Source organism: Collinsella sp. AF04-24, assembly GCF_003465685.1.
Taxonomy (GTDB): Bacteria; Actinomycetota; Coriobacteriia; order Coriobacteriales; family Coriobacteriaceae; genus Collinsella; species Collinsella aerofaciens_AP.
This window is the reverse complement of sequence record NZ_QSBK01000002.1, coordinates 19883-43235: the sequence shown is the minus strand read 5'-3', so window position 1 is coordinate 43235 and position 23353 is coordinate 19883. Positions and strand designations below refer to the sequence as shown.

The 23353-nt window shown below is 60.0% G+C and carries 25 protein-coding genes; 2 read left to right on the top strand and 23 right to left on the bottom strand.

Annotated elements, in window-relative coordinates:
- Positions 1–59 precede the first annotated feature (59 nt).
- From DWV32_RS01205 to purF, 13 genes are all read right to left on the bottom strand, one after another.
- On the bottom strand, positions 60–683 hold the full coding sequence (locus DWV32_RS01205; protein ID WP_117756941.1) for an AAA family ATPase: 624 nt from the start codon (positions 681–683) through the stop codon (positions 60–62).
- Positions 684–731: 48 nt separating this feature from the next.
- Positions 732–1370 (bottom strand): amino acid ABC transporter permease, encoded by a 639-nt coding sequence (locus tag DWV32_RS01200; RefSeq protein ID WP_117756940.1) that lies wholly within the window; start codon positions 1368–1370, stop codon positions 732–734.
- 3 nt (positions 1371–1373) lie between these two features.
- A complete protein-coding gene (locus tag DWV32_RS01195) occupies positions 1374–2120 on the bottom strand; it encodes an amino acid ABC transporter permease (protein WP_035136546.1) in 747 nt (248 codons plus the stop codon).
- Positions 2121–2145: 25 nt separating this feature from the next.
- Positions 2146–3021, bottom strand: a complete 876-nt coding sequence (locus DWV32_RS01190; RefSeq protein ID WP_117756939.1) for a transporter substrate-binding domain-containing protein — start codon at positions 3019–3021, stop codon at positions 2146–2148.
- Positions 3022–3029: 8 nt separating this feature from the next.
- Positions 3030–3761: an amino acid ABC transporter ATP-binding protein gene (locus DWV32_RS01185; RefSeq protein ID WP_055251548.1), complete on the bottom strand. Its 732-nt coding sequence runs from the start codon at positions 3759–3761 to the stop codon at positions 3030–3032.
- Positions 3762–4048: 287 nt separating this feature from the next.
- The gene (locus DWV32_RS01180; protein ID WP_117756938.1) at positions 4049–4492 is read right to left on the bottom strand and encodes a GatB/YqeY domain-containing protein; all 444 of its coding nucleotides are present in this window, start codon (positions 4490–4492) and stop codon (positions 4049–4051) included.
- A 54-nt stretch (positions 4493–4546) separates the two neighbouring features.
- Positions 4547–5767: a peptidylprolyl isomerase gene (locus DWV32_RS01175; RefSeq protein WP_117756937.1), complete on the bottom strand. Its 1221-nt coding sequence runs from the start codon at positions 5765–5767 to the stop codon at positions 4547–4549.
- A 134-nt stretch (positions 5768–5901) separates the two neighbouring features.
- Positions 5902–6366, bottom strand: a complete 465-nt coding sequence (locus DWV32_RS01170) for a PTS sugar transporter subunit IIA (protein ID WP_117584052.1) — start codon at positions 6364–6366, stop codon at positions 5902–5904.
- 65 nt (positions 6367–6431) lie between these two features.
- On the bottom strand, positions 6432–6899 hold the full coding sequence (locus DWV32_RS01165) for a PIN domain-containing protein (protein ID WP_199408615.1): 468 nt from the start codon (positions 6897–6899) through the stop codon (positions 6432–6434).
- Positions 6896–7240 carry a type II toxin-antitoxin system RelB/DinJ family antitoxin gene (locus DWV32_RS01160; protein WP_117584050.1) on the bottom strand — a complete coding sequence of 115 codons (345 nt, stop codon included), beginning with the start codon at positions 7238–7240 and terminating at the stop codon, positions 6896–6898. The genes DWV32_RS01165 and DWV32_RS01160 overlap by 4 nt, the downstream gene beginning before the upstream one ends.
- 143 nt (positions 7241–7383) lie before the next feature.
- Positions 7384–8082: a phosphoribosylglycinamide formyltransferase gene (purN, locus tag DWV32_RS01155; protein WP_117756936.1), complete on the bottom strand. Its 699-nt coding sequence runs from the start codon at positions 8080–8082 to the stop codon at positions 7384–7386.
- Entirely contained in the window at positions 8072–9175 is a 1104-nt protein-coding gene (gene purM, locus DWV32_RS01150; RefSeq protein ID WP_117756935.1) for a phosphoribosylformylglycinamidine cyclo-ligase, read from the bottom strand. Before purM ends, purN begins: the two co-directional genes overlap by 11 nt.
- Before the next feature lie 157 nt (positions 9176–9332).
- Positions 9333–11003, bottom strand: a complete 1671-nt coding sequence (purF, locus tag DWV32_RS01145) for an amidophosphoribosyltransferase (protein ID WP_117564038.1) — start codon at positions 11001–11003, stop codon at positions 9333–9335.
- Positions 11004–11289: 286 nt separating this feature from the next.
- On the opposite strand from purF, the gene DWV32_RS01140 reads away from it, so the two are divergent.
- Entirely contained in the window at positions 11290–12519 is a 1230-nt protein-coding gene (locus DWV32_RS01140) for a putative ABC transporter permease (protein ID WP_117756934.1), read from the top strand.
- A 90-nt stretch (positions 12520–12609) separates the two neighbouring features.
- Here DWV32_RS01140 and DWV32_RS01135 read toward each other — a convergent pair whose 3' ends face one another.
- The 9 genes from DWV32_RS01135 to DWV32_RS01095 form a co-directional block, all read right to left on the bottom strand.
- A complete protein-coding gene (locus tag DWV32_RS01135) occupies positions 12610–13026 on the bottom strand; it encodes a molybdenum cofactor biosynthesis protein MoaE (RefSeq protein WP_117756988.1) in 417 nt (138 codons plus the stop codon).
- A gap of 67 nt (positions 13027–13093) precedes the next feature.
- Positions 13094–14092, bottom strand: coding sequence for a class B sortase (locus DWV32_RS01130; protein ID WP_117756933.1), 999 nt, complete (start codon positions 14090–14092; stop codon positions 13094–13096).
- A 35-nt stretch (positions 14093–14127) separates the two neighbouring features.
- Positions 14128–14592, bottom strand: coding sequence for a 5-(carboxyamino)imidazole ribonucleotide mutase (purE, locus tag DWV32_RS01125; RefSeq protein WP_006235810.1), 465 nt, complete (start codon positions 14590–14592; stop codon positions 14128–14130).
- Positions 14593–14904: 312 nt separating this feature from the next.
- Positions 14905–15345 (bottom strand): MarR family winged helix-turn-helix transcriptional regulator, encoded by a 441-nt coding sequence (locus DWV32_RS01120; protein WP_158550938.1) that lies wholly within the window; start codon positions 15343–15345, stop codon positions 14905–14907.
- 104 nt (positions 15346–15449) lie between these two features.
- On the bottom strand, positions 15450–15776 hold the full coding sequence (locus DWV32_RS01115) for a hypothetical protein (protein WP_117646153.1): 327 nt from the start codon (positions 15774–15776) through the stop codon (positions 15450–15452).
- 195 nt (positions 15777–15971) lie between these two features.
- The gene (locus DWV32_RS01110) at positions 15972–16799 is read right to left on the bottom strand and encodes a PTS system mannose/fructose/sorbose family transporter subunit IID (protein ID WP_117646152.1); all 828 of its coding nucleotides are present in this window, start codon (positions 16797–16799) and stop codon (positions 15972–15974) included.
- Positions 16799–17656 carry a PTS sugar transporter subunit IIC gene (locus tag DWV32_RS01105; protein ID WP_089572605.1) on the bottom strand — a complete coding sequence of 286 codons (858 nt, stop codon included), beginning with the start codon at positions 17654–17656 and terminating at the stop codon, positions 16799–16801. The genes DWV32_RS01110 and DWV32_RS01105 overlap by 1 nt, the downstream gene beginning before the upstream one ends.
- Before the next feature lie 72 nt (positions 17657–17728).
- The gene (locus tag DWV32_RS01100) at positions 17729–18217 is read right to left on the bottom strand and encodes a PTS sugar transporter subunit IIB (protein WP_089572604.1); all 489 of its coding nucleotides are present in this window, start codon (positions 18215–18217) and stop codon (positions 17729–17731) included.
- Between the two features lie 79 nt (positions 18218–18296).
- Entirely contained in the window at positions 18297–18731 is a 435-nt protein-coding gene (locus tag DWV32_RS01095) for a PTS sugar transporter subunit IIA (protein WP_089572603.1), read from the bottom strand.
- Between the two features lie 308 nt (positions 18732–19039).
- Between DWV32_RS01095 and DWV32_RS01090 the strand changes: the two genes are divergently transcribed.
- A complete protein-coding gene (locus tag DWV32_RS01090) occupies positions 19040–19822 on the top strand; it encodes a GntR family transcriptional regulator (RefSeq protein ID WP_158551165.1) in 783 nt (260 codons plus the stop codon).
- 215 nt (positions 19823–20037) lie between these two features.
- Here the strand turns inward: DWV32_RS01090 and carB are convergent, their stop codons facing one another.
- A complete protein-coding gene (gene carB / locus DWV32_RS01085) occupies positions 20038–23352 on the bottom strand; it encodes a carbamoyl-phosphate synthase large subunit (protein WP_117564030.1) in 3315 nt (1104 codons plus the stop codon).
- Position 23353: the final 1 nt, after the last annotated feature.

Sequence of the window (23353 nt, the reverse complement as noted above, 5' to 3'; positions counted from 1 at the left end):
CGGCCTAAAACAAAACCCCCACAAAGGTGCCTGTGTCCCCCTTGTGGTGGTTTGGTCGGTTAGTCTTCGAGCTGCGCTACTTTGTAGCGGTAGGCAGCGGCGATAACGTCTTTGCAGCCCTCGCGGCCCAGCTTGGCGCGGTTGACGACGATGTCCTTACCGCTCGTCATCTTCCACTTGCCGGCGCTGTAGCGCTTGTAAAAAGCCTCACGCGCCTTCTGCTGCTGCTTGACCAGCTTGGCGCCCTTCTTTTTATTAAGGCCACGCTTCTTGCGCACAATCTCGACGCGATCCTCAAAGGGAGCGGTCACCAGCACGGCAATGTGGTTGGGGTTGTTGCGAAGCAGGTAATCGGACAGACGGCCTTCGATAATGCAGCTCTCGGTCTCGCCCAGGTCCAAAATCACCTGGCTCATCTTCTGGAACAACTTGTCCGAGTACGAACGCGCATCGTAGCGGTCGGGCAGAAACGCCATGTTCTCCACGGCCAGACGCTCGTCATAGGCGGCCATCTTATCGAGCGACTCGCCCGTGCGCAGCGACGCACGCACCAGCAGCTCGTTGTCATACAGCGGAATCCCCAACTCGTCGGCAAGCATGCGACCGATCTCGTGACCCTCGGCACCAAAATCGCGCGCGATGGTAATGACCACAGGATTCTTCTTATTCTCCAGATCGCTCATCGCGATTCCTTTCTCTACGTGACAAAGGGGCTGTCCCTTTGCCACATTCTACGCTGCCACCATTCGCCTCTGATATGCCCTCACCAGCAGCGAGATACCAAAGTTGAGCGCAAAGTACATCGCAAATACCAGGCCGTAGAGCATAAGCACCTGCGACAGGTCGATTGCGTGGGCCATCACGACGTTTGCCGTGTACATGAGCTCTGCCACGTTAATGCCCGAAAGATACGAGCTGTCTTTAATGACGGTCGTGCACTGGCTAAACAGCGCCGGAATGATCGTCTTAAACGTCTGCGGCAGAATGATGTAGCGCATGGTGGCAAAGAAGCCGAAACCCTGGCTCTGCGCCGCCTCAAACTGGCCGCGCGGAATCGAGTTGAGGCCGCCGCGCACAATCTCGGCCATAACAGCGCTGGTAAACAGCGTAAAGGCGATGGTCGAGATCACAATGTCCAAACCCTGCACCGTAAAGTAGATAAACAGGATCCACAGTAGGTTGGGCGTGCAGCGGAACAGCTCGATATAGGCGCTCACCAAAATACGGAACGGGCGGGGCGCATAGCTTTTAACAAGCGCCAGCACCGCGCCAAAGATGAGCGAGAAAAAGATCGACAGCGCCGAGATCTCGATCGTCTTAACAAAGCCGCCCCAAATGTAGAGCAGGTTGGTCGCGTTGAAGATTTCCATGCGCTAGGCCTCCTCTACGTTGTCGAGCCCCAGCTCGGCCAGGCTCACGCCGCGCGGACGCTCCTTGGAGCGGCGCTCGAGCCACTGCACCAGCATGGCGAGCGGAAAGCAGATGATGAAGTACATAAGGCAGCAGACGATGTATCCCTGCAGGTAACCGTACAGACTCACAAAGTTGTCGGAACGGTACATAAGGTCGCCGCCGGCCACAAGCGCCAGCACCGACGTGTTCTTGACTAGGTTGAGTGCCTGGTTACACAGCGGCGGCAGAATGATCTTGAATGTCTGGGGCAGCACGATGTACCAGTACGCCTGCGCACGGGTGAAGCCCTGGCTCTGCGCCGCCTCCATCTGACCGCGCGGAACCGCCTCGATACCGGTGCGGATAACCTCCGAGATATAGGCCGCATGGTACAGGCCCACGCCCAAGAAGCCCAGCACGAACGGCGCGATGCGCACCGGCTGGTCGGCACCGGTTATGGCCTGCAAAAACTGCGGACCGGCCATGTACATAAAGAGCACCTGCACGGGCAACGGGGTGTTCTGGTAAAACTCCACGTACACGCGGCTTATGGCGCGCAGCACGCGCGAACGGGTGGTAGAGAACACACCCAGCAGCGTGCCCAGCACCAGCGACAGCAGCAGACCGGCAACGACCACCTGTAGCGTCACGCCAAAGCCCTCCCAGAAGGGCCCCATGTTTTGAAATGTCGTCGACCAACGGTCGGCGTCAAATAATCCTTCGAGCATTTGATTCCTTCCTTGGACGATGCGCCTATACAAGACCCCAGGTCTTGACCTCTTGGTCGAGCCATCCATCGGCCAGGCGATCGCAAATCACCTGATCGACCACGGCCGAAAGGTCGCAGCCCTTCTTGGTCGCCACGCCGTAGCCCTGCTCGCCAAACTTGACCTCGGGCTGCAGCAGCTCAACGGTCTCGTTCATGTAACCGGCCAGCGTGGAGCGGTCCATGGCAAAGACGTCGATATTGCCGGCGTCGAGCGAACTCTTGATGATGGGGTAGCCGCTAAAGGCCCTAAACTCGGGCTTGCAGCTAAAGCCGTTGTCCTTGATCATCTGCTCGATCAGCCCCTGCGTGGTGGCACCCTGGCTCACGCCAATGACCTTGCCGTCCAGATCCTCAATCGAGGTAAAGCCCGAACGCTTCTTGACCATGAGTCCCACGTAGTCGGTGCGGTACGGCGTCGAGAAATCCCAGCTCTTCTTGCGCTCGTCGGTGATGGTGTAGGTCGCTGCGACCACGTCGAGCTGGCCGTTATCGACCAGCGGGCCGCGTGTCTTGGGCGTTACATCGGTAAACTCGACAAGCTCCTGGGCACGGGCCTTCTTGTAGCTCACGCCAAAGACGGCAGCGGCGATCTGGTAGCACAGATCGACCTCCATGCCCTCAAAGCGACCCTTGGCGGTGTCGTAATAGCCGTAACCGGGAACGTCCTTCTTAACGCCGGCATTCAGATGGCCACGCGACTTAATGGCCGCAAGCTTGGACCCCTTGTCGGAGCCCTCGCCGCTGGTAGAGTTGCCGCAACCGGTAAGCGCGGTCCCCGTCAGCGCAAGCATGCCGGCGCCAGCCAGCTGCAAAAAGTGACGGCGCGACACGGCCGCCCTCGTCATATCCGTCATGTCCATCACCGCGCCTAGTGCAGAATCTTGGACAGGAACTCGCGGCAGCGCGGGTTCTCGGGGTTATCGAAGAAGTGCTCGGGCGTGCCCTCCTCCAGAATGCGGCCGTCCTCCATAAAGATGACGCGGTCGGCCACCTGGCGCGCAAAGCCCATCTCATGCGTCACGCAGATCATGGTGATGTCCTCCTGCGCGAGCTCAATCATAACGTCAAGGACTTCCTGGACCATCTCGGGGTCGAGCGCCGAGGTCGGCTCGTCAAACAGGATGATGGGCTGTTTGGTGCACAGGGCACGGGCGATGGCAATGCGCTGCTGCTGACCGCCCGAGAGGTTCTGCGGATACTCGCCGGCCTTATGCGCCATGCCGACGCGCTTGAGCGCGGCGATGGCGATCTCGGTCGCCTCCTCCTTGCTCTTCTTTTGCAGCTTGATGGGCGCGAGCGTCAGGTTGCCGAGCACCGTCATGTTGGGGTACAGGTTGAACTGTTGAAACACCATGGAGCTGTACTTGCGAGCCATCTCCAGGTGATTCTTCTTGGTAAGCGGCGTGCCGTCGATAATGACCTCGCCCGACGTGGGCTCCTCCAGATAATCGACGCAACGGATGAGCGTCGACTTACCCGAGCCGGAAGGCCCGATCATTACGAGCTTCTCGCCGCGCTTGACGGTGAGGTTGATATCTTTGAGCACATGCAGGTCGCCAAAGTACTTGTTGAGATGCTTGATCTCGATCATGTCTGCCATGAATGTCCCTTCCCTGCGTTTACACGAGTTGAACTATTGTACGGAAAGAACCACGTTTCCGCAGCCCACACTACATTCCCGTAAAGAACCCGCAATCTTCCGCCCACTCATTGGGCACTCGGGCACTCATTGGGGACAGACTTAAATGAGTACCCTTAAATGATCACCTACTCATTGGGTACTCATTTAAGTCTGTCCCCAATGAGTGCCCTTCAGCTGCCATCAAAAAAGGGGCGCGACCGCAATGGTCACGCCCCCCTCAACATCAACTATGTGTCGACCGGCACTTACGCCAATTTCGCGCCAACGATCTTTGCTGCTGCCGGCTTGTCGAAGTTGCCACCGGTGGCCTTGCCCAGAGCGCCCATGACCTGGCCCATCTGCTTCTTGGACGTGGCGCCCAGCTCGGCAATAACCTGCTCGATCAGAGCCTCGAGCTCCTCGCCCGAAACCTGCGCGGGCAGCAGGCTCTCCAGAATCTTGACCTGCTCGCTCAGGTTATCGGTACGCTCTTGGTCGGTGCCGGCCTTGATGGACATCTCCAGCGTCTCGCTCGTCTGCTTAATCAGACGCTTGATCATGCTGTTGACGTCTTCCTCGGTCACATCGCGGCGCTCGTTGACCTCGATATTCTTCACCTCGGCCTTGACCTGGCGAATGATGGACAGGCGAACCTTGTCCTTAGCCTTCATGGCCGCGATCATTTCCTTCTGCAGCTCTTCGTTGGTCATCTGCAAATCCTCCTCAATAGCGTGGGCGGCACTCACGCGGGCGCCGCCCCATGATTACTCAGTCGTCGACGCGTCGTCGGTCGAACTCTTGGTGACACCCTTCAGGCTCACGTTATAGGGTACGTCCTCGGGCATGGGGTTGACGGTGATGTCGGCGTCCTTCTTGTACTGCTCAAGCCACTCGCTATATGCAGTGCTGGCCGCCTGCGTCTTCACCACGTTGGAGACGTACTTCTTGATGGCCTTGGGCACCTGGTTGATGTCATCAACCTGATTATCGACATGGAAGTAGTCGGTGCACTTGATGATGTGGTAGCCATAGGTCGACTCGATGACTTCGCTCACGTCGCCCTTGTTGAGCCCCTCGAGCGCCGTCTGGTAGCTGTCGACAAAGGTGGTGAGCTTATCCCAGCCCACATCGCCCTTCTTCTCCTTGGAACCGGTGTCCTCGGAGTACTGCTCAACGGCGTCCTCAAAGCTCAGCTCACCGGAGTTGATCTTGTCCAGGCACTCCTGCGCCTTGGCCTTGGCGGCAGCCTTGTTCTCGTCGGAAGCGTCGGAATCAACCTTGATCAGGATGTTCGACGAGCGGCGGACGTCGTTGTAGCTGGACAGGTTTTCGTTGATGTAATCGACGATCTCGCTGTCCTTGGGCTTGCTCGTGGGCGCGACGGCATCCTTGAGTTTCTGCTGCGCCAGACTCTCCTTGAGCGAATCCTTGTAGGTATCCTCGGTATAGCCGTAGGTCTTGAGGGTCTTCTTAAAGGCCTTGGCACCGCCCGCGCTCTTGCACGCGTCCTTCCAAGCCTTCTCGACCTCCTCGTCCGACACCGTCACGCCGTTCTCCTTCTGTGCCTGTTGAAGCAGAATCTGCTGCGTGTAGGAGTCGATGAGTTGCTTGCGGTACTTCTTGGGCGTGAGGTCGTTGTCGACCAGATACTGTGCCCAGTCCTTGTCCTTGGTGTAGCCATAGGACGTGCGCATGCTCATGATCTGCTTGGTCACGGTATCCTCGGTGAGGTTGGTGCCGTTGATGGTGGCGGCAACGCCGCCGGTGAGCTTGTAGCCCGAGGTGTCCTCGGTCTGCGACATAAGACCGGAGCACGCCATGGCCGAGACGGAAAGCAACATTGCCAGCACGCCGATAACCACCAGAACAATCTTGACGGTCTTAGACACGTACGTCTTGCGCTGCTTCTTACGAGAGCTGGAGGCAGCGCGAGTCTGCTGCTCGGGCGTCGGCGCGGCCTCGGAGTTCTTTTTCTTATTTGCCATAGTTGGCCTTTCGCATAACGAATCGAACAAACGCCATTGTGTCACAACGCAGCCCCCGCGACAAAGGGGCAACCCTGGCACTTGGGGACGTTCCTTTTCTGCCGGCAGTTAGGGACAGTCCCCAAGTGCCGGCTTTAAAAGTGGCGGCGGATGGCGTCGACCATGCCTTGGGGCGTGGTCTGGCCGAGCACATCGGCTGCGACGTCCGCGTCCATAAAGATATTCATGAGCGCTTGCAGGGCCTCGACCTGGCCGCCCGGCTCGGCGATGCCCAGATTGATGACGATCTGCGCCGGCACCGGAGCACCCATGCCAGCCATAGCGTTAAATGTCACGGACGTGGCGGGCTTTACCACCGCGATATAGGGCTTGGCCACAAACCCCGGGTCGGTGTGTGGGATGGCGATGTTGGCCGCCGGCATGGCAAGGCCCGTGGGATAGGCATCCTCGCGCGTGCGGACGGCGTCGAGCCAACCGGTGCAGATGTAGCCGCGTGGGGCAAGTTCGCCTTCGAGTCGCGCAAACACCTCGGCGGGCGTCGCGCACTCCCAATCAAAAAACACCAGCTCAGGCGTAAACAGTGCTTCGTTATCCGCCATACCGTCCTCCAAAGTTGCATGAGGGCCACAATGCTCAATATGATAGCGAAACGGGGTATGCAAGGTTAGCCGAGGATCCCGATGAGCTCGAGTGCGCGCGCGGGCGTCAAGCATACCTCGGGCATCGTCTCCAACATGCGTCGGTCGCTCGTGACTACGTAGTCAACATCCGCCGTATCGCCCGAGGCAATAATGAGATTGTCCTCGAGGTCCGGCATGCGCTTGCCAAGCATGCGCGCCATCTCGCACTCCGCCATCGAAAGCGGGGAAGCCGTTGCCACCTGCATCATATGCTCGACGCATGCCCATGCAGCCGGACCGAACGAAGCGTTAATCCCATTCACATTCCGTCGAGCTAGACGCCGAGGCAAGATATAGAACACGTCCTTTGCCGTCGTTGGCGCGTACAGAAGGTCGATCTTTCCCGCTTCGGCCAGTTCAACCAATCTTCTCACGTTGTCGAATGCGCCCTCTTGCAGGTAGTAATCAAGCCAAACATTCGTGTCCACCAAGAGCCGCTTTGCCTCAATCATCGGCAATTCGCCTCTATGTCGGCAATCATCGCGTCATACATATCATCGCGTACGGCATCCCAGTTGTCCGCCGATGATTCGCCTGGCGCAAAATCTGAGAAGCTCAACCCCAATGAGGAAAAAGCCAGACCACACCCCTGTTCGGCAAGACTCTTCGCACGGGGCGTCTCGCACTTATCCGTCACCATAAATCCCGGCAACGTTTGATGCTCGGCAAGATAGGTCCAAAGCGCACGAATGGCGTCACTCGGCCCCAGCCCATTACGAGTCAGGACCGCATCGCCACCGGCCTTGAGCATAGGGTCGATTCGTGTGTTGAGCTGCACCGTTGCTGTACCCATAGCGGCCCCTCTCTACTTGCTAGCAGTATAGCAAACAGAGTAGACCACACAAAAGGGCCCCGCCCGCGCACGGACAGGGCCCTATCAGATTTTCTAGATCGCTTACGTCCCAAAGAACGCTCAATGAGCCCTCTTACACACGACTAGCGTGCCGGATCAATTGCGACCTTGCCGCTCTCCACCACGTGGACGCGGCCGTCGGCGAGCATTTGCACGACCTCGGGATACAGCACGTGCTCAATCGCGTGGATGTGCTCCTCGAGCGTGTCGACATCCCAGCCCTCCTCGACAGCCAGCGCACGCTGGGCGATGATGGGACCGTTGTCGTAGACCTCGTTGGCAAAATGCACGGTCACGCCAGTTACCTTGACGCCGCGCGCAAAGGCATCGTCAATCGCATGCGCACCGGTAAAGCTCGGCAGCAGCGCCGGATGCAAGTTGACCACGCGGTTGGGAAACGCCGCCAACAGAGGCGTGTGCACCATGCGCATGTAGCCGGCCATGACCACATACTCGCAGCCGCGCTCGAGCAGCTCGTGCGCGATGATCTCGTCGGCGGCAATAGGGTCGGCATAGACATCCTTGGACAGCGTGAGCGTCTGGATGCCCGCGCGCTCAGCGCGCTGCAAACCCTTAGCCGAAGGACGGCTCGACACCACAAGCTCAATCGAGGCGTTGAGCTTACCGGCGGCGATCAGATCGATCAGCGCCTGCAGGTTGGTACCCGAACCGCTGATGAGCACACCGATCTTGAGCGGCTCGGCCGTATCGGTGCCGGTCGGACGGGCGTAGGGCACAAAGCCCAGGCCCTCACTAGCAGCCATCTGCTCGTTAGCGCTCATCGGAGTACACGACCTTACCGGAGCCCTCGACGCACTCGCCCACGCGGAACGGCTTCTCGCCCAGCGCGACCAGGGCCTCGGTTACCGCGGCCTCATCCTCGGGGGCGACGATCAGGCACAGACCAACGCCCATGTTGAAGGTCTTGCATGCCTCGTTGGGGGCGAGCTCGGCCTGGCGCGACACGTAGGTGATGACGGGCGGAACGTCCCAACCCATCTCCGCGCCGTTGCGGGTGACCACGGCGTCAACGTCGTCGGCGAGCGCGCGGTTGAGGTTCTCGGTAATACCGCCGCCGGTGATGTGGGCGATAGCATGCACGTTGGCGCCGCCGCGCAGCAGCTCAAGAATCGGCTTCACATAAATGCGCGTGGGAGCCAGCAGGGCGTCAGCCAGCGAAGCACCGCCGAGCTCCTCGAGCGGACGGCTCAGCTCCTCGGCCTTAGCGACGGCCTCGGGCGTGCCCGGCTTAACGCCGTCGACGCCAATGACCTTACGCACGAGCGAGTAGCCGTTGGAGTGCACGCCGGTGGAAGGCAGGCCCAGGATCACATCGCCCGGGTGGACGTTTGCGGGGTCGAGCATCTTGGGACGGTCGACGACGCCCACGGTAAATCCGGCAAGGTCGTAGTCGGCAGGAGCCATGACGCCCGGGTGCTCGGCCATCTCACCGCCCACGAGCGCGCAGCCCGCGAGCTTGCAGCCGTCGGCCACACCCTTGATAATCTTTGCCATGTGCTCGGCCTCGATGTGACCGATGGCAACGTAGTCCAGGAAGAACAGCGGCTCGGCGCCCGAAGCCAGAATATCGTTGACGCACATAGCGACCAGGTCCTGGCCAACCGTCTCGTGACGGTCCATGATCTGGGCGAGCACGAGCTTGGTGCCCACGCCGTCGGTACCGCTAATCAGGATCGGGTCTTCCATATCCTTGAGCGCGGCGGCCGAGAACAGGCCGCCAAAGCCGCCGATGCCACCGATAACCTCGGAACGGTTAGTGTCCTTGACCATCTGCTTAATCGCGTCGACGGCGCGGCCGCCCTCGGCGGTGTCGACGCCGGCGTCCTCGTACGTCACATGCTTGCTGTCGCTCATCTGAGCCTTCCTCTCCCACTACCGTGGCGCCGCACGGGCGCCAAACGGTGCTCATAGTTGCGTTCATTTCGGCGCGCGCCATAACAGCACGCGCCGTCATATCAACAAAACAGCAGGTAAAACCTACCAAAATAAACCTGTCCCCATATGGCAGGTTTTATGCCTCGCCGTGCTCCTCTTCCCAGCTGCGGTCGTCGTATTTCTCGATCACGGCGTCGTCGTCAAAGTGCAGCGGCTTGTCCAGGTTGCGGGGCTTAAAGCCCTCCATAAACTTGTCGCGGCCAAAGCTCTCGGGAATCGCCACGGGGTAGCGGCCGGTAAAGCACGCATCGCAGTAACCGCCCTTGGGCATGACCTTAAGCAGGCCCTCGACCGAAAGGAAGGCCAGCGAATCGGCGCCGATATACTCGCAAATCTCGTCGACCGTCTTGTTGGCGCTGATAAGCTGCGACTGCACGTCGGTATCGATACCGTAGAAGCACGGCCAGATGACCTCGGGCGAGTTGATGCGGATATGAATCTCCTTGGCGCCGGCGTTGCGCAGCATCTTGACGAGCTGCACCATGGTGGTGCCGCGCACGATGGAGTCGTCGATGACGACCAGGCGCTTGCCCTCGATGTTGTCGCGCAGCGGGTTGAGTTTCATACGCACGCCCATGGCGCGCAACTCCTGCGTAGGCTCGATAAACGTACGGCCCACGTAGCGGTTCTTGATAAGGCCCTCGCCAAAGGGAATACCGCTCTCGTGCGAATACCCCTCCGCAGGCGGCAGGCCGGAGTCGGGCACGCCGATGACCAGGTCGGCCTCGACAGGCTCCTCATGTGCCAGCTGACGACCCATGTCGTAACGGCAGGCATAGACGCTCTTGCCGTTCATGATGGAGTCGGGGCGGGCAAAGTAGACCTGCTCAAAGATGCAGTTGGCGGGCTCTTCGGCTGCAGGCACGCCCTGCTCGGATACCAGGCCCTCGGCGCTGATGCGCAAGATCTCGCCGGGACGGACGTCACGGACGTACTCGGCACCCACGATGTCGAGTGCGCAGGTCTCGGAAGCAACGACCCAGCCGCCGGCGCGCGTGACACGGACGGCGGAGTCGACCGTCGCGGCGCCGTCCTGCGACGGCAGCTGCGAAACGGCTGCGGCATCGGCCTGGTCCAGACCCTCGTCCACCAGCTTGCCCAGCACGAGCGGGCGAATGCCGTGTGGATCGCGGAATGCGTAGAGCGCCTGCTCGTTGATGAGCGTCATGGCGTAGCCGCCGCGCACGAGCTCCATGGTCTTGCGAATACCCTCGCGCAGGTGGCCCGTACGCTGGGTAAAGTAGCCGATAAGCTTGGTCGCGACCTCGGAATCCGAATTGGAGAGGAACGGCACGCCCAGCTCGATCAGCTGACGGCGCAGCTCGTCGGTGTTGACGAGGGTGCCGTTGTGCGCGAGCGCGATAATGACGCTATTGATGGTAGAGAGGTGCGGCTGAGAGGCTTCCCAGCTCTTGGCGCCGGCAGTGCCGTAGCGCACATGACCCACGGCCAGCTGGCCGGAGAGCGTCGACAGGTCGGCGTTGGAGAACACGCGGTCGAGCAGGCCCAGATCTTTGCGGACCATAACCGTGCCGCCGTCACCCACGGCGATTCCAGCCGATTCCTGGCCACGGTGCTGCAGCGCACGCAGGCCAAAGTACGTCAGTCGAGCCACGTCGCGATCGGGCGCCCATACGCCGAAAATGCCACATTCCTCATGCAGCTGGTCGGAGTCCGGATCATACGTCGACATGGTGTTCACCTGTCCCGCGGCACGCTCGGCCGCGCGGATGGTTTCTTGAGACATGGTATCCCCTCAGAGCCTCGTATTTTTGGCGTTACCCGCCTTATTATACGCACGGCGCGACGTGCTCCCCAGCGCATGAGCAGCGCTTTTTAAAAGCCCACCGAGCTAATAATCAGTTTTGTTGCCAAACATTTTATCGGTCTGTCCAGTGTAAGTGCCCGCGCCCCCAGATGGCCGCCGCGTCCGCCGTTGGGGATTACAAAGTTGCAATTGGGACGTTCATCCTGTCTTTTGGCAGGTCGGCGGCGTATCCTTATAACCTACAACAAAGCGAGAAAGGTTCTGTATGGATCGAAACGAACTCGACCCCAGCGTCCCCAGCGCCACAGAGGTCAAGAAGATTCCCCTCATCATTAAGGTGTACGCCGTCCTGTGCATCCTTTCCGGCGTGGGCACGCTCCCGTCAGTCGCTGCCTTTATGTGGCAGGTCATCACGGCACTTGTTAACGGCAACGCCACCGAAAAGCTCGGCGATAACACGCTCGTCGCAGTCGGCCTTATCGTCGCCGGCATCATGCTCTCTGCGGCAAGTGCCGTCATCCTAATCATCTTTGGCCTGGACCTTATCAAAAACCAGCGCCGCAACGCCGCCCGCCTGTCCTACATCCTTATTGCATTCACGGTCGTCGAGCTTTTGGTCGACGTGATGCTCCAGGGCATCGGGCCCTTCCTGCTGCGTCCCACGATCCAGCTCGGCATCCTTGTTGCACTTTCGGCAACCGTCGACCCCACGCTGCGTCAGGAGCGCGAACTGCAGCGCCGCCTGCAGGAGATGCTCGACCGCGACGCCGCCGCCGAGGGCATGCTCGGCCGCGATGAAACCGGCGAGGGCTACATCAAGCTCAACTACTTCAACCTGTTCTGGGTGTTCTTTGTCTGCTGCATACTCGGCCTGATCGCCGAGGACATCTGGCACATGACGGTCGACGACCCGGGCGTCTATCAGAACCGCGCCGGCATGCTGTTTGGCCCCTTCAGCCCCATCTACGGATTTGGCGCCGTGCTCATGACCATGGTGCTTAACCGCTTCTACAAAAAGAACCCCATCATCATTTTCCTGGTGAGCGCCCTGCTCGGCGCCAGCTTTGAGGTGTTCGTGGGCTGGTTTATGCAGACCGCGTTTGGCGTGGTCTCGTGGAGCTACTCGCACATAACGCTGTTCGGTTTGCCCGATCCGCTCGTGGTCCTCACGGGCGGACGCACCTGCACGGGCTTCGCCTGCCTGTGGGGCCTGGGCGGCCTCATCTGGATCAAGCTGCTGCTGCCGAGGCTGCTTAAGCTTATCAACAAGATCCCCTGGAAGAGCCGCTACTCGGCCACCGTCATCTTTACCGTTATCATGCTGGTCGACGGCGTCATGACGCTGCAGTCGCTCGACTACTGGTACCAGCGCGTTAACGGCACGGAGCCGGACATTCCCGTCGCACAGTTCTACGGAGAGCACTTCGATAACGAGTACATGGAAAACCGCTTCCAGAGCATGACCATGAGCCCCAAGGATGCGACACGCGTATAGCGCTCACCGCGCCCAAAACGCAAAATGCCCGCCGGTATCACACGTACCGGTGGGCATTTTTATAAACGATCCTTCTATCGACGCAATCCTCTATGCCTCGCGCTCGACCTCACTCACGCATTCGTTCTTGATGGTGCCAACGAGCGCCTGCAGTGCATCGACCACGTGTGGGCGAATGTCCCCGCCGATAAGCACGAGCATGATGTCGTCACCTACGGAAAGCTCGCCGCTTGCCAGCCACACGCGCACATAGCCGATACCCGGCATCGCGCGCGTGGCCTCGATAGCAGACCGTACCTTTTCGGCGTCGTAGTCAAAGACCATGCCGCCCACCCTGTGGCCTGGTGCCACGCCATCGGTCTCGACTCCGCGCACCTCGGCCTTGGGCGTCGCACGCACCACACCGTTATGCGTCAGATACATCCCGCAGCCTGCCGCCGAAGCATCGGCCTTGGCCTCACACAGCCAAGCATCAATCGAAGGCATCAATTTGCCACTCTCGAGCATCATTTCTCCCTTACCGTCGTCGAGTAGCTAATTTGGGACGGGGCCTTTTTAGCTACTCTCGAACAACTTATTCCTCGACCGGCGTGAGCACCATGACGGCGCGTGTGTTGCTCAGCGACAGCGAACGACAGGTCACAAGCGTTACAACCTTAGTTGCCGAAGCGGCACGATCGGTAGCATCACTCGCCACGGCAGAAGCGCCGTCGAGCATCTCGGACAGGTAGTTCTTGAGTCCGTCGTCGCCCTCAAAATTGGTCGTGCGCGCCTTGGCATACGTGTCCTCGACCACCTTGGTCGCCAGCGGACGCAGCTTATACGTCGCATCGCGCGTGATGTAGTACACAAACTCGATGCTATCGAACGTCGCCTGATCAGTGGTGTCCGAAATCACGTTGAACATCGATCCGTCGTTCATATGGTGGCCGTAGATCGTGGTCTGCTGGTCGACCATTCCCGGCGCGGTGTCATCGCTATCCAGGAAAATGGCACCGGACGCGTTAGCCGTTCCGTCGAACAGCGTGTTGAGGTATTTGGAGTTGTTGTTGGTCTGCACCACGGGATAGTTGATGTTGGTTCCCGGCACGTAAATCCAACCCACAATCTCGGGGTTCGTCTGAGCAAGCGCATCAAAGTCGATAATCGGCACGCCGCTGGCATCCTTATCGCTTACATATTGCTTCTCGATTTTCTGATACGAATCGCTCGCCTGCTTATAGCCAATCTGGGCATTAATAAAGATAGCGGCGGCGGCGACAATCAGGCCGATACCGATGATGATGAGCAGAATGGGAATAATGGAGCGGCGCTTTTTGCGCGGCGGCTCGGTGCAATCCGACGGCGCGGCATGCGATGAGAACCGGGGCGGCTTCTTAGCGGAGCTATAAGACGAAGGACGATATGCGGCCGGCGCGTCCTGTCGACGATGCGTCGCCGGTGTCACGGGGCGCGGCGCGCGCGGCTGCTGAGGAGAGGATGTCCGACCCTGCTGTGCCGCACGGGCAGCACCTGGCTTCGACGGATCGGGAATCTGAGAAGCCTTGAATCGTTTTCCCTGATAATCGGACATGGCTCTCCTTATACTGCGGTGAAACGGCGGAACGCTTAGGCGTCAGCCATCTCCTGCTTCATCTTCTCGATAACCTTGCGGTACTCGGGGTCGCAAGCACCCAGAATCTGTGTGGCATAGATGGCGGCGTTCTTGGCACCGTTGATGGCAACGCAGGCCACGGGCACGCCCGAAGGCATCTGCACCATCGACAGCAGCGAATCCATACCGCCCAGGTCACTCGTCTTCATAGGCACGCCGATAACCGGCAGCGGCGTAAAGGCAGCCACGACACCACCCAAGTGAGCGGCCTTGCCGGCGGCGGCGATAATCACTTTGATACCGCGATCGGCGGCAGTCGAAGCCCACTCGTGGACCTTCGCCGGCGTGCGGTGCGCGCTCGCAATGACGAGCTCATAGGGCACACCCAGTGCCTCGAGCTCGGCGGTGCAGCCTTCCATAACGCCCAGATCGGACTTGGAACCCATGATGATCCCGACAACCGGCTTCTGATCTGCCATAAACAAAGACCTCCTGTTGAGAGCGGTGACGCGGCGAATCCGCGACCCTTAACTACTGAGAGTAGTATAGCTGCTCCCGTCCCTGCGGTCTGCGGGTGCCCCGCGGCGGTCTGGTGTTTTCATCTTCACTCCGGTTGCTTCGCAAAGTCGTTCAGATGAAAACACCAGACCGCCGCGGGGCACCCTCGACCTACCGGGGATTGCCATGACGTACGTTGGCTGATTTGGTTTGGAATGAGATGTTGACGGTGGCTGATGGGCACAACTGTCCCGGGTGCATTTCAAGATGCACCTAAATGTCTGTCTTTATCCTTATAGATTGTCCAGGTAGTCGTCGGCATCATAGGTAAGGCTGTAAGCTTTATTCAGGATGCGCACGAGCTCCTGGGCATCGTGCTCGCCGAGCGCCGAGAGTTGTTTCGAGAGCGATGCCACACTCTCGGCATTTTTTTTCGCCGCGAAATCACGGCCTTCCTCGGTAATGCTCACCAGCACACGCCGACGATCGTTTGGATCAGTCCTGCGCTGAACGTAACCCTTACTCTCGAGTGAATCCAAGATATGCGACATGCGCGCACGGGAGAATTTCAGCTTCTTGGCAATCTCGGAGGGAATGACATCACCGTCAATACCCGATAGATACTGTAAAACCGGTGCCTCGCCCACACTGGCGCCGCCGGCAGCACTCAAGGATCCCTTGGCAAGGGAACGTGAGTACACAATCAGTTTTCGAGCGACGTCATCGTAATCCACTGGGGATATTGTCCTTTGCAACTCTAGAAGGGCCATAAAACCGTCATTTGCCGTACATTAGTTAACATTCGCAACAATTATTTATGATACCCCAACGCGGAAGTCTATTGCTCGTCCTTCTTGCGTCGCATAAGCTCCTCAACGTCGACACCAGCGGCCTCGAGCATGCGCTCGACATTCTTTTTGGCGTTGGTCGTGCCGACCTTAAGCACGATCGAAAGCGGAGTGCCCACCACCAGGCACACGATGCCCACGGGGACACCCCAGCCGGGGCCGCCCTGCATACCCCACATCCCCATCAAAAAGCCAATCGCCACGAGCGAATAGCCCAGGCGCAGCCAAACATTGAGCCGCTGAATAGCATCGGTCTGCATCTTTGCCTCGCGAATCAAGTCGTCGCGCGAAAGGTCGTGTCCATGTTTCTCGTGCATATGGTCCTCCTCGTGCAAAGTGTGCATCATGCGCAAGTGCATCGTTTGTCGAATACGTCATCTTTCAAGAGCAATATAGCGGGTGTCGTGTAGGCGATGGAGGTCGCTGGCCATATTGCCCTTGAAGGGCGGCGCAAAATCAGAAGGCCGTGCGGTTGAGGCCGCACGGCCTTACAGGGGGCCAGGGGATGATGACTAGTAGCTCAGTGCCGGGTCGAAGAAGCCAATGAGAACGCCCACAAATGCGATCACAACGAGGATCAGCATCATAACGATGGGGTTGACCTTCTTCTTGGTCATCATGTACCAGCAGAAGATGATGAAGATCATCGGCAGCAGGTGCGGATAGATGCCATCGAGCGTGTCCTGGAACTTACCGCCACCGGGCAGCACCAGGTTGGGGCTGCAGGTGATGGAGACCCAGGTAGCACCGACTGCACCGATGACCATGGTACCGACCATCACGATGGAATCACGCAGAGCCTTGGCCTTGGGGCCGACGAGGGCCTCGACCGCCTTGCCGCCGAGCTCATAGCCCTGGTTGTAGGCAAAGCGCATGCCAAGGAACATGAGCAGGTTCCACACGACAATATAGAAGATGGCGCCGAGCGGGGAGCCGCCGGTCGAGAGACCGAGGGCAATACCGAGCAGGATCGGGATCAGGGTACCGACGATCAGCGAGTCGCCAAGGCCGGCGAGCGGGCCCATGAGGCCGGCGCGGATGCCGTTGATGGCGTCGTCGTCGATGGCCTCGCCGTTTGCGCGAGCCTCCTCGAGGCCGGCGGTGACGCCGACAATCATGGTGCCGATCTGCGGCTCGGTGTTGAAGAACGCGGAGTAGGTCTGGAGGGCCTGCTTCTGCTCCTCGGGCGTGTCGTAGAGCTCCTCGACAATCGGAAGCATGGCGCACAGGTAACCGAAGGTCTGCATGTGCTCCTGCGAGAAGCAGGTCAGGTTGCCATAGGACCAGTTACGGAACGACTTGGCAAGCGTTTTCTTAGAGAGCTTTTTCTTCTCTGCCATTAGATGTCCTCCTCTTCCTCATCATCTGAGCCCGAGGCGATAGCTGCCTTGGGAGCGTTTGCGAGGTCGATCTTGAGCGAAGCGATCTCATAGTTGATCAGGGCGAAGAAGCAGCCGATGCCGGCAGCGGCGATCAGGTTGCAGCCCATAACAGCGGACAGGGTGAAGCCGAAGAAGAACGTCAGGAAGTCCGTGGGCTTAGAGATGACCTGCTTGAGCAGGATGGCGATACCGACGGTAGGCAGCAGCGAGCCGACGGTAAACAGCGTCTTCATCGCGATGCCGTCCATGGGCATGTAGGTCTTCATGAGGTCGACCATGGCGGTGCCGCCCATGGTGATGATGAACGTCGGGAGGAACGAGCAGACGATGTGACCGATCCAAGGCAGAACGTTGTTGACCAGGTAGAGCTTGTGGAGATCGCCCTTCTCGAGCCACTTCCAGCCCATGCCCTGCCACACCAGGTTGATGGTGGCGGTGCCATAGAAGAGCACAGTGCCGAGCGTGCCGACGGCGGCACCGAGGGATGCGGCCATGCCGGCAGCCTCAGCGGAGGCGGGATCGATGCCCGAGTTCTTGATGGCGAGGATCGCCAGCGGGATGCCGATATAGGACACGGCGCGGACGTCGGCGGAGACGGTTCCGCCGGGGGTCACGAGAGCGATGTAGACAACCTGGATGGCAGCGCCGACGAGGATACCCGTCTGCATATCGCCCATGATGATGCCGACGATGAGGCCGGCGACCAGAGGACGACCCAGAGTGTAGTTGCCGATCGTCGTGCCGCCCATGCCAGGCAGTGATGCCAGGCAGGCGAACAGGCCGAACAGCGCGGCTTGGAATGCATTGATTGCCATGCTTTCCCCTTTCTTTATTCCTCAGCCCCTTTCACCAAGGGCTGTAGATACCAAAATGCGGCTGGCACCTAACTAGAAGCCAAACTGACCGCGGAACTTGGGCCACTCACCGATGGACTTCTCCTTGATAAGGGCGAACTCGACCGTGTAACCGGCGTTGGTGAGATCCTCGAGCGCCTGGGCCTCTTCCTGCGTGATCGACTGGTTGTTGCCAAGCTTGGTGGTGCCGGGACGATCGTTGCAGGGACCGACGATGATGCGGTCCATGCCGGGCTTAAAGCCAAAATCGACGAGAAGTTCCTTCATGTCGAGCGGGTTCTTGGTGATCAGGAAGTACTTGGTGTCGGACTTGAGAACCTTCTCGGAGACCTCCTTGAAGTGCTCCTTGGTCCACACGAACGTCTTCTTGCCCGAGGCACTCTTGTAGGCCTCCTTGAGCACGGGGTTGGACGCTGCAGCGTCGTTGACGGCGATAAGACCGTCGCAGGGATACTCGAGGGCCCAACGGGTAACGGTCTGTCCATGGATCATACGGTCATCAATACGGATGAACGAAATCATGCGTTCTCCCTTTCTTTATCACCGGGGGTCTTTCCTCTTAACCCCCGCTCCATCACGAAAATTTGGGCGGATGCGCTGCCTAGATGTCGTCGTCCTCGTCGTCGGCGTCATCGGTCGGGACAACGAGCTCGGACATACCGTTCTTGCCCTCCTGCAGCATCATCTGCTTGAGGGAATCCAGGTCCATGGTGGCAAGCCCCATCATGGCGGTCATAGCCATGGGCAGATTCATACCGCCGAAGGCAATGGTGTGGGCGAGCAAACCCTTCTCGGCCAGCGTGTTCATGGCATTGGTGAGCGGCGATCCGCCCAGGATGTCACCAAGCAGGACAACCTCGTCATCGGCGGTAACGGGAGCGAGCATCGCCTTGACGTTCTCGACATACTCGTCAGCGCCCATGCCGTCCACGAGACTCGTCGACAAGATGTTCGGGGCGTCATTGCCGAGCATCTTGAGGACACTGTGCAGTCCGGGAGCGAGCGTTCCGTGACTGACCATTACCAGATACCGCATGCGGTCTCCTCTCGACCTGCCGTGTGTCGCACGGCTTTGCTTTTTGCTGAGATTATTGTTGCGCCGGGGCATGTTCGGTACAAGAAAATAGTTGCGAACGGCAACTATTCATCGGTTAACGGTACCAACTATTTTTGTGCCTAAATTATTTTTTCTTCTAATTATTTTTAAAATAGCAGGTAGATTGCCTGATAAATGTTTTATGTTCCTTATGCACCATACATACCAGCAAGAATCGGGCCTGGCATCTCCGGTTTGCCCCGCAGTGTCAGACCATGTCACGTACGCCCACGACATGGAGGTACCCCATGGATATGATCTCGTTTCTCGCCTCCGAACCCTTCGACCGCAGCGGTGATACGCCGCTCTATGTCCAGCTTAAACATCGAATCGCTCTGCTTATCGCCAGCCAGGCGTTCGACACCAAGACGCCGCTGCCACGCGAGCTCGAAATCTGTGAGCGGCTGGAGTTATCGCGCGCGACCGTGCGCCGTTGCTTCCAAGATCTCGTCATCGAGGGGCGCGTGGTGCGCAAGCGCGGCCAGGGCACGTTCATCAAGCCCCAAACTTCAGCACCCGGCATCGACCTGGCCCTGAATTTCAGCGCGCGGATGCGCGAAGCGGGACGGGTTCCGAGCTCGCAGATTCTCGCCTTTTCAAGCATACCGGCCGTCCGCGGCATCGCCTCCGGGCTCAAAGTGCCCGAAGGGACACCCGTCTGGGAGATTCGCCGCCTGCGTCTCGCCAACGACAAACCCATGGAGCTCAACTACGTCTATATCCCCGTGTCACTTTGCCCCGAGCTCACGCGCAAAGACGTGGATGGCTCGCTCTACGCCTACATCGCGGAAAAGACCGGCATCCTGCCCGCAAGCGTCGATGCCGTCTACGAGACAGTCAACCTCGACAAGCATGAGGCGCGTCTTTTGGGACAGAACACCGGTAAGGCGGCGATGCGCATCGTGCGTTCGACCTACGACAAGACGGGAACCCCGTTCGAGGTAGGCGTGCTCATCAGCTGCGACGGTCAGGCAAAGCTGCACGTGCACATCGCCGCCGACAAAACAACCTTCACCGCCACAGCCCAATAAATCCAAAACGTGGGCGCCGTCGTTCAAACGAACGACGGCGCCCACACTCATTTTCTATTCAGCCCTAGTCATCGCACAAAGCCCCTTCGGCAGCACACGGTGCAACCGAGTCACCGTAGGCCGGGGCGGGAGGCGGTCCTTTCTCTCGGAAAACTTCGCGAAGCCCAGTTTCCGAGAGAAAGTGTCCGGCTGCCGCCCCGGCCGACCAGGTCACATTACACCGTGTGCTGCGGCAGGTCCTGCAGGGCGATGACGTCCATGCCCATGTCGTTGGCGCTGCCGTGACCCTGCTGGTCCTCACGCACCGCCTCGATGGCACTCACGTACGTGTTGGCGGCAGACATCGCGGTCACGCAGGTCACACCGCGTCGCACTGCCTCGGTGCGCAGCAGATAGCCGTCGCCGCGCGAGCCCGGACCGTACGGCGTGTTGATGATCACCGCGATCTTGCCATCGGCGATGAGGTCGCCGATGTTGGGGCGCTCGCCGTCGTGCGGGCCGCTAATCTTCTCCACGATCTCGCACGTCACGTTGCCTCCACGCAGCACGCGCGCCGTACCCTCGGTAGAGCAGATGTCAAAGCCCAGATAGCGCAGGATACGGGCGACCGAAAGGATATGGCGCTTGTCGCGGTCGCACACGCTAATGAACACCTTGCCGCAACTCGGGTCGGGCAGCTTGTAGTCGATCGCCAGCTGCGTCTTGGCGTATGCCTCGGGATAGCTCTTGGCGATACCCATGACCTCGCCCGTCGACTTCATCTCGGGCCCCAGGATGACGTCGGCGCCCGGGAAACGGCCCCAGGGCATAACGGCTTCCTTCATGCAGAACCAGTCCAGCTGACGCTCATCGCTCGGCAGGCCCAAGCTCGCGATGGAATCGCCCGCCATGATACGCGCCGCGCACTTGGCCAGCGGCACGCCGGTGGCCTTGGAGATAAACGGCACGGTACGGCTGGCACGCGGGTTGGCCTCGATCACGTAGACGGTCTCACCCTTGATGGCATACTGCACGTTGACCAGGCCGCGTACGCCCAGCGCCATCGCGATGCGGCGCGTGGTCTCGCGGAGCTTCGCCTGCAGGCTCTCGCTAAAGCTAAACGGCGGAATGCAGGTCGCAGAGTCGCCGGAGTGAATACCGGCCTCCTCAATATGCTCCAGGATGCCGCCGATGTAGACCTCTTCGCCGTCGCACAGGGCATCGACATCGGACTCAATCGCACCCTCCAGGAAGCGGTCGAGGTACACCGGGTAGTCGGGGCTAATGCGCGCAGCCTCGGCCATGTAATCGCGTAGATGCCCGGCATCGTAGGCGATCATCATGCCGCGGCCACCCAGCACGTAGCTCGGACGCACCAGCAGCGGGTAGCCGATGTGCGCGGCCACGGCCTCGGCCTCCTCAAACGAGGTGGCCTGACCCGCCGGCGGGTACATAATGCCCAGCTTGTCGAGTAGGGCGGCAAAGCGCTCGCGGTCCTCGGCAAAGTCGATGGCGTCGGGCTTTGTGCCCATAATGTTGACGCCGCTCTCCTCGAGCATGCGCGCCAGTTTAAGCGGGGTCTGGCCGCCGAGCGTCACCACGACGCCGTCGGGGCGCTCGACATCGATAACGTCCATGACGTCCTCGTAGGTGAGCGGCTCAAAGTACAGACGGTCGGACGTGTCATAGTCGGTCGAGACGGTCTCGGGATTGCAGTTGACCATGATGGTCTCGAAGCCGCGGGCCGCCAGCGCGTAGCTCGCGTGCACGCAGCAGTAATCGAACTCGATACCCTGGCCAATGCGGTTGGGGCCGGCGCCCAGGATCATCGCCTTGGGCTTGTCCGCCGGCGTGGTCTCGTCGGGAGCCACGCACTTCTTGGCATCCGGGCTCGTGCGGTAGATGTTCTCGTACGTCTTGTAGTGGTACTCCGTGGCGCTCGAAAACTCCGCAGCGCAGGTATCGACCGTCTTCATGCTGGGAACCACGCCCAGACCCTTGCGATAGGCGCGCACAAAGCGCTCGTCCGAGCCGGTCAGCGCGGCAATCTCGGCGTCGCTCGTGCCGTACTGCTTGAGCAGGCGCATCGCGTCGGCGTCGATATCCTCCACACGCAGGCCGCGGATGCTCTCCTGGACCTGCACCATGTCGTTGATACGGTTGAGGTACCACGGATCGATACCGCAGATGGCATGGATGTGGGCGATGTCCCAGCCACGGCGCAGGGCCTCGACCACAAAGAAGATGCGGTGCTCGGTCGGGGTTGCCACGGCCTGAGCGAGCTCATCGTCGCTCAGCTTGTCGGCACCCTCCTTGCCACCGGCGCAGATGCCCTGGTGACCGTCCTCCAGTGAGCGCATGGCCTTGCCGAAGGCCTCCTCAAAGGTGCGGCCGATCGCCATAATCTCGCCCACGGCCTTCATGCGCGTGGTGAGCGTGGGGTCGGTACCCTTAAACTTCTCGAAGGCAAAGCGCGGCACCTTGACCACACAGTAGTCGATCGTGGGCTCAAAGCAGGCGGGCGTTGCCTTGGTGATGTCGTTGACGATCTCGTCGAGCGTGTAGCCCACGGCCAGGCGAGCGGCGGCCTTGGCGATGGGGAAGCCCGTGGCCTTGGAGGCCAGTGCGGACGAACGGCTCACGCGCGGGTTCATCTCGATGACGATCAGACGGCCGGTCTGGGGGTTCACGGCAAACTGCACGTTGGAGCCGCCGGTCTCGACGCCAATCTTCTCCAGAATGGCGAGCGACGCGACACGCATGCGCTGGTACTCAAGGTCGGAGAGGGTCTGCGCTGGCGCCACGGTGATGGAGTCGCCGGTGTGCACGCCCATGGGGTCGAGGTTCTCGATGGAGCACACGATGATGCCGTTGCCGGCGTGGTCGCGCATGACCTCCATCTCATACTCTTTCCAACCCTCGATGGACTCCTCGACCAGCACCTCATGGGCAGGCGAGAGCTCAAGGCCCTGGCTCACGATGGAGACGAGCTCCTCGTGGGTATGCGCGATGCCGCCGCCGGCGCCACCGAGGGTAAAGCTCGGACGCAGTACGCAGGGATATCCCACGCGCTCGGCGATAGCCTCGGCGTCGGCCACGCTGTAGGCATAGCCCGAGCGCGCGACCTCCAGGCCGATCTCGGCCATGGCCTCGTTAAAGAGTTTGCGGTCCTCGCCGCGCTCGATAGCGGCCAGGTCGCAGCCGATCATCTCGACGCCGTACTTGTCGAGCGTGCCGTCCTTTGCCAGCTCGACGGCGGCGTTCAGACCGGTCTGGCCGCCCAGCGTGGGCAGCAGCGCGTCCGGGCGCTCTTTCTTGATCACGCGCTCGATAAACTCGGCGGTGATAGGCTCAACATAGGTGCGGTCGGCCAAGCCCGGGTCGGTCATGATGGTCGCCGGATTGGAGTTGACCAGGATGACCTCAAAGCCATCCTCCTTGAGCACCTTGCAGGCCTGGGCGCCGGAGTAGTCGAACTCGCAGGCCTGGCCAATAACGATGGGGCCCGAACCAATAACGAGGATGCGCTTGATGTCAGTACGTTTAGGCATG

What these genes read in the sequence shown, in the direction of transcription:
- DWV32_RS01205 (WP_117756941.1), bottom strand. Translation starts at nt 683, where the DNA reads ATGAGCGATCTGGAGAATAAGAAGAATCCTGTGGTCATTACCATCGCG.
- DWV32_RS01200 (WP_117756940.1), bottom strand. Translation starts at nt 1,370, where the DNA reads ATGGAAATCTTCAACGCGACCAACCTGCTCTACATTTGGGGCGGCTTT.
- DWV32_RS01195 (WP_035136546.1), bottom strand. Translation starts at nt 2,120, where the DNA reads ATGCTCGAAGGATTATTTGACGCCGACCGTTGGTCGACGACATTTCAA.
- DWV32_RS01190 (WP_117756939.1), bottom strand. Translation starts at nt 3,021, where the DNA reads ATGGACATGACGGATATGACGAGGGCGGCCGTGTCGCGCCGTCACTTT.
- DWV32_RS01185 (WP_055251548.1), bottom strand. Translation starts at nt 3,761, where the DNA reads ATGGCAGACATGATCGAGATCAAGCATCTCAACAAGTACTTTGGCGAC.
- DWV32_RS01180 (WP_117756938.1), bottom strand. Translation starts at nt 4,492, where the DNA reads ATGACCAACGAAGAGCTGCAGAAGGAAATGATCGCGGCCATGAAGGCT.
- DWV32_RS01175 (WP_117756937.1), bottom strand. Translation starts at nt 5,767, where the DNA reads ATGGCAAATAAGAAAAAGAACTCCGAGGCCGCGCCGACGCCCGAGCAG.
- DWV32_RS01170 (WP_117584052.1), bottom strand. Translation starts at nt 6,366, where the DNA reads ATGGCGGATAACGAAGCACTGTTTACGCCTGAGCTGGTGTTTTTTGAT.
- DWV32_RS01165 (WP_199408615.1), bottom strand. Translation starts at nt 6,899, where the DNA reads ATGATTGAGGCAAAGCGGCTCTTGGTGGACACGAATGTTTGGCTTGAT.
- DWV32_RS01160 (WP_117584050.1), bottom strand. Translation starts at nt 7,240, where the DNA reads ATGGGTACAGCAACGGTGCAGCTCAACACACGAATCGACCCTATGCTC.
- purN (WP_117756936.1), bottom strand. Translation starts at nt 8,082, where the DNA reads ATGAGCGCTAACGAGCAGATGGCTGCTAGTGAGGGCCTGGGCTTTGTG.
- purM (WP_117756935.1), bottom strand. Translation starts at nt 9,175, where the DNA reads ATGAGCGACAGCAAGCATGTGACGTACGAGGACGCCGGCGTCGACACC.
- purF (WP_117564038.1), bottom strand. Translation starts at nt 11,003, where the DNA reads ATGTCTCAAGAAACCATCCGCGCGGCCGAGCGTGCCGCGGGACAGGTG.
- DWV32_RS01140 (WP_117756934.1), top strand. Translation starts at nt 11,290, where the DNA reads ATGGATCGAAACGAACTCGACCCCAGCGTCCCCAGCGCCACAGAGGTC.
- DWV32_RS01135 (WP_117756988.1), bottom strand. Translation starts at nt 13,026, where the DNA reads ATGCTCGAGAGTGGCAAATTGATGCCTTCGATTGATGCTTGGCTGTGT.
- DWV32_RS01130 (WP_117756933.1), bottom strand. Translation starts at nt 14,092, where the DNA reads ATGTCCGATTATCAGGGAAAACGATTCAAGGCTTCTCAGATTCCCGAT.
- purE (WP_006235810.1), bottom strand. Translation starts at nt 14,592, where the DNA reads ATGGCAGATCAGAAGCCGGTTGTCGGGATCATCATGGGTTCCAAGTCC.
- DWV32_RS01115 (WP_117646153.1), bottom strand. Translation starts at nt 15,776, where the DNA reads ATGCACGAGAAACATGGACACGACCTTTCGCGCGACGACTTGATTCGC.
- DWV32_RS01110 (WP_117646152.1), bottom strand. Translation starts at nt 16,799, where the DNA reads ATGGCAGAGAAGAAAAAGCTCTCTAAGAAAACGCTTGCCAAGTCGTTC.
- DWV32_RS01105 (WP_089572605.1), bottom strand. Translation starts at nt 17,656, where the DNA reads ATGGCAATCAATGCATTCCAAGCCGCGCTGTTCGGCCTGTTCGCCTGC.
- DWV32_RS01100 (WP_089572604.1), bottom strand. Translation starts at nt 18,217, where the DNA reads ATGATTTCGTTCATCCGTATTGATGACCGTATGATCCATGGACAGACC.
- DWV32_RS01095 (WP_089572603.1), bottom strand. Translation starts at nt 18,731, where the DNA reads ATGCGGTATCTGGTAATGGTCAGTCACGGAACGCTCGCTCCCGGACTG.
- DWV32_RS01090 (WP_158551165.1), top strand. Translation starts at nt 19,040, where the DNA reads ATGGATATGATCTCGTTTCTCGCCTCCGAACCCTTCGACCGCAGCGGT.
- carB (WP_117564030.1), bottom strand. Translation starts at nt 23,352, where the DNA reads ATGCCTAAACGTACTGACATCAAGCGCATCCTCGTTATTGGTTCGGGC.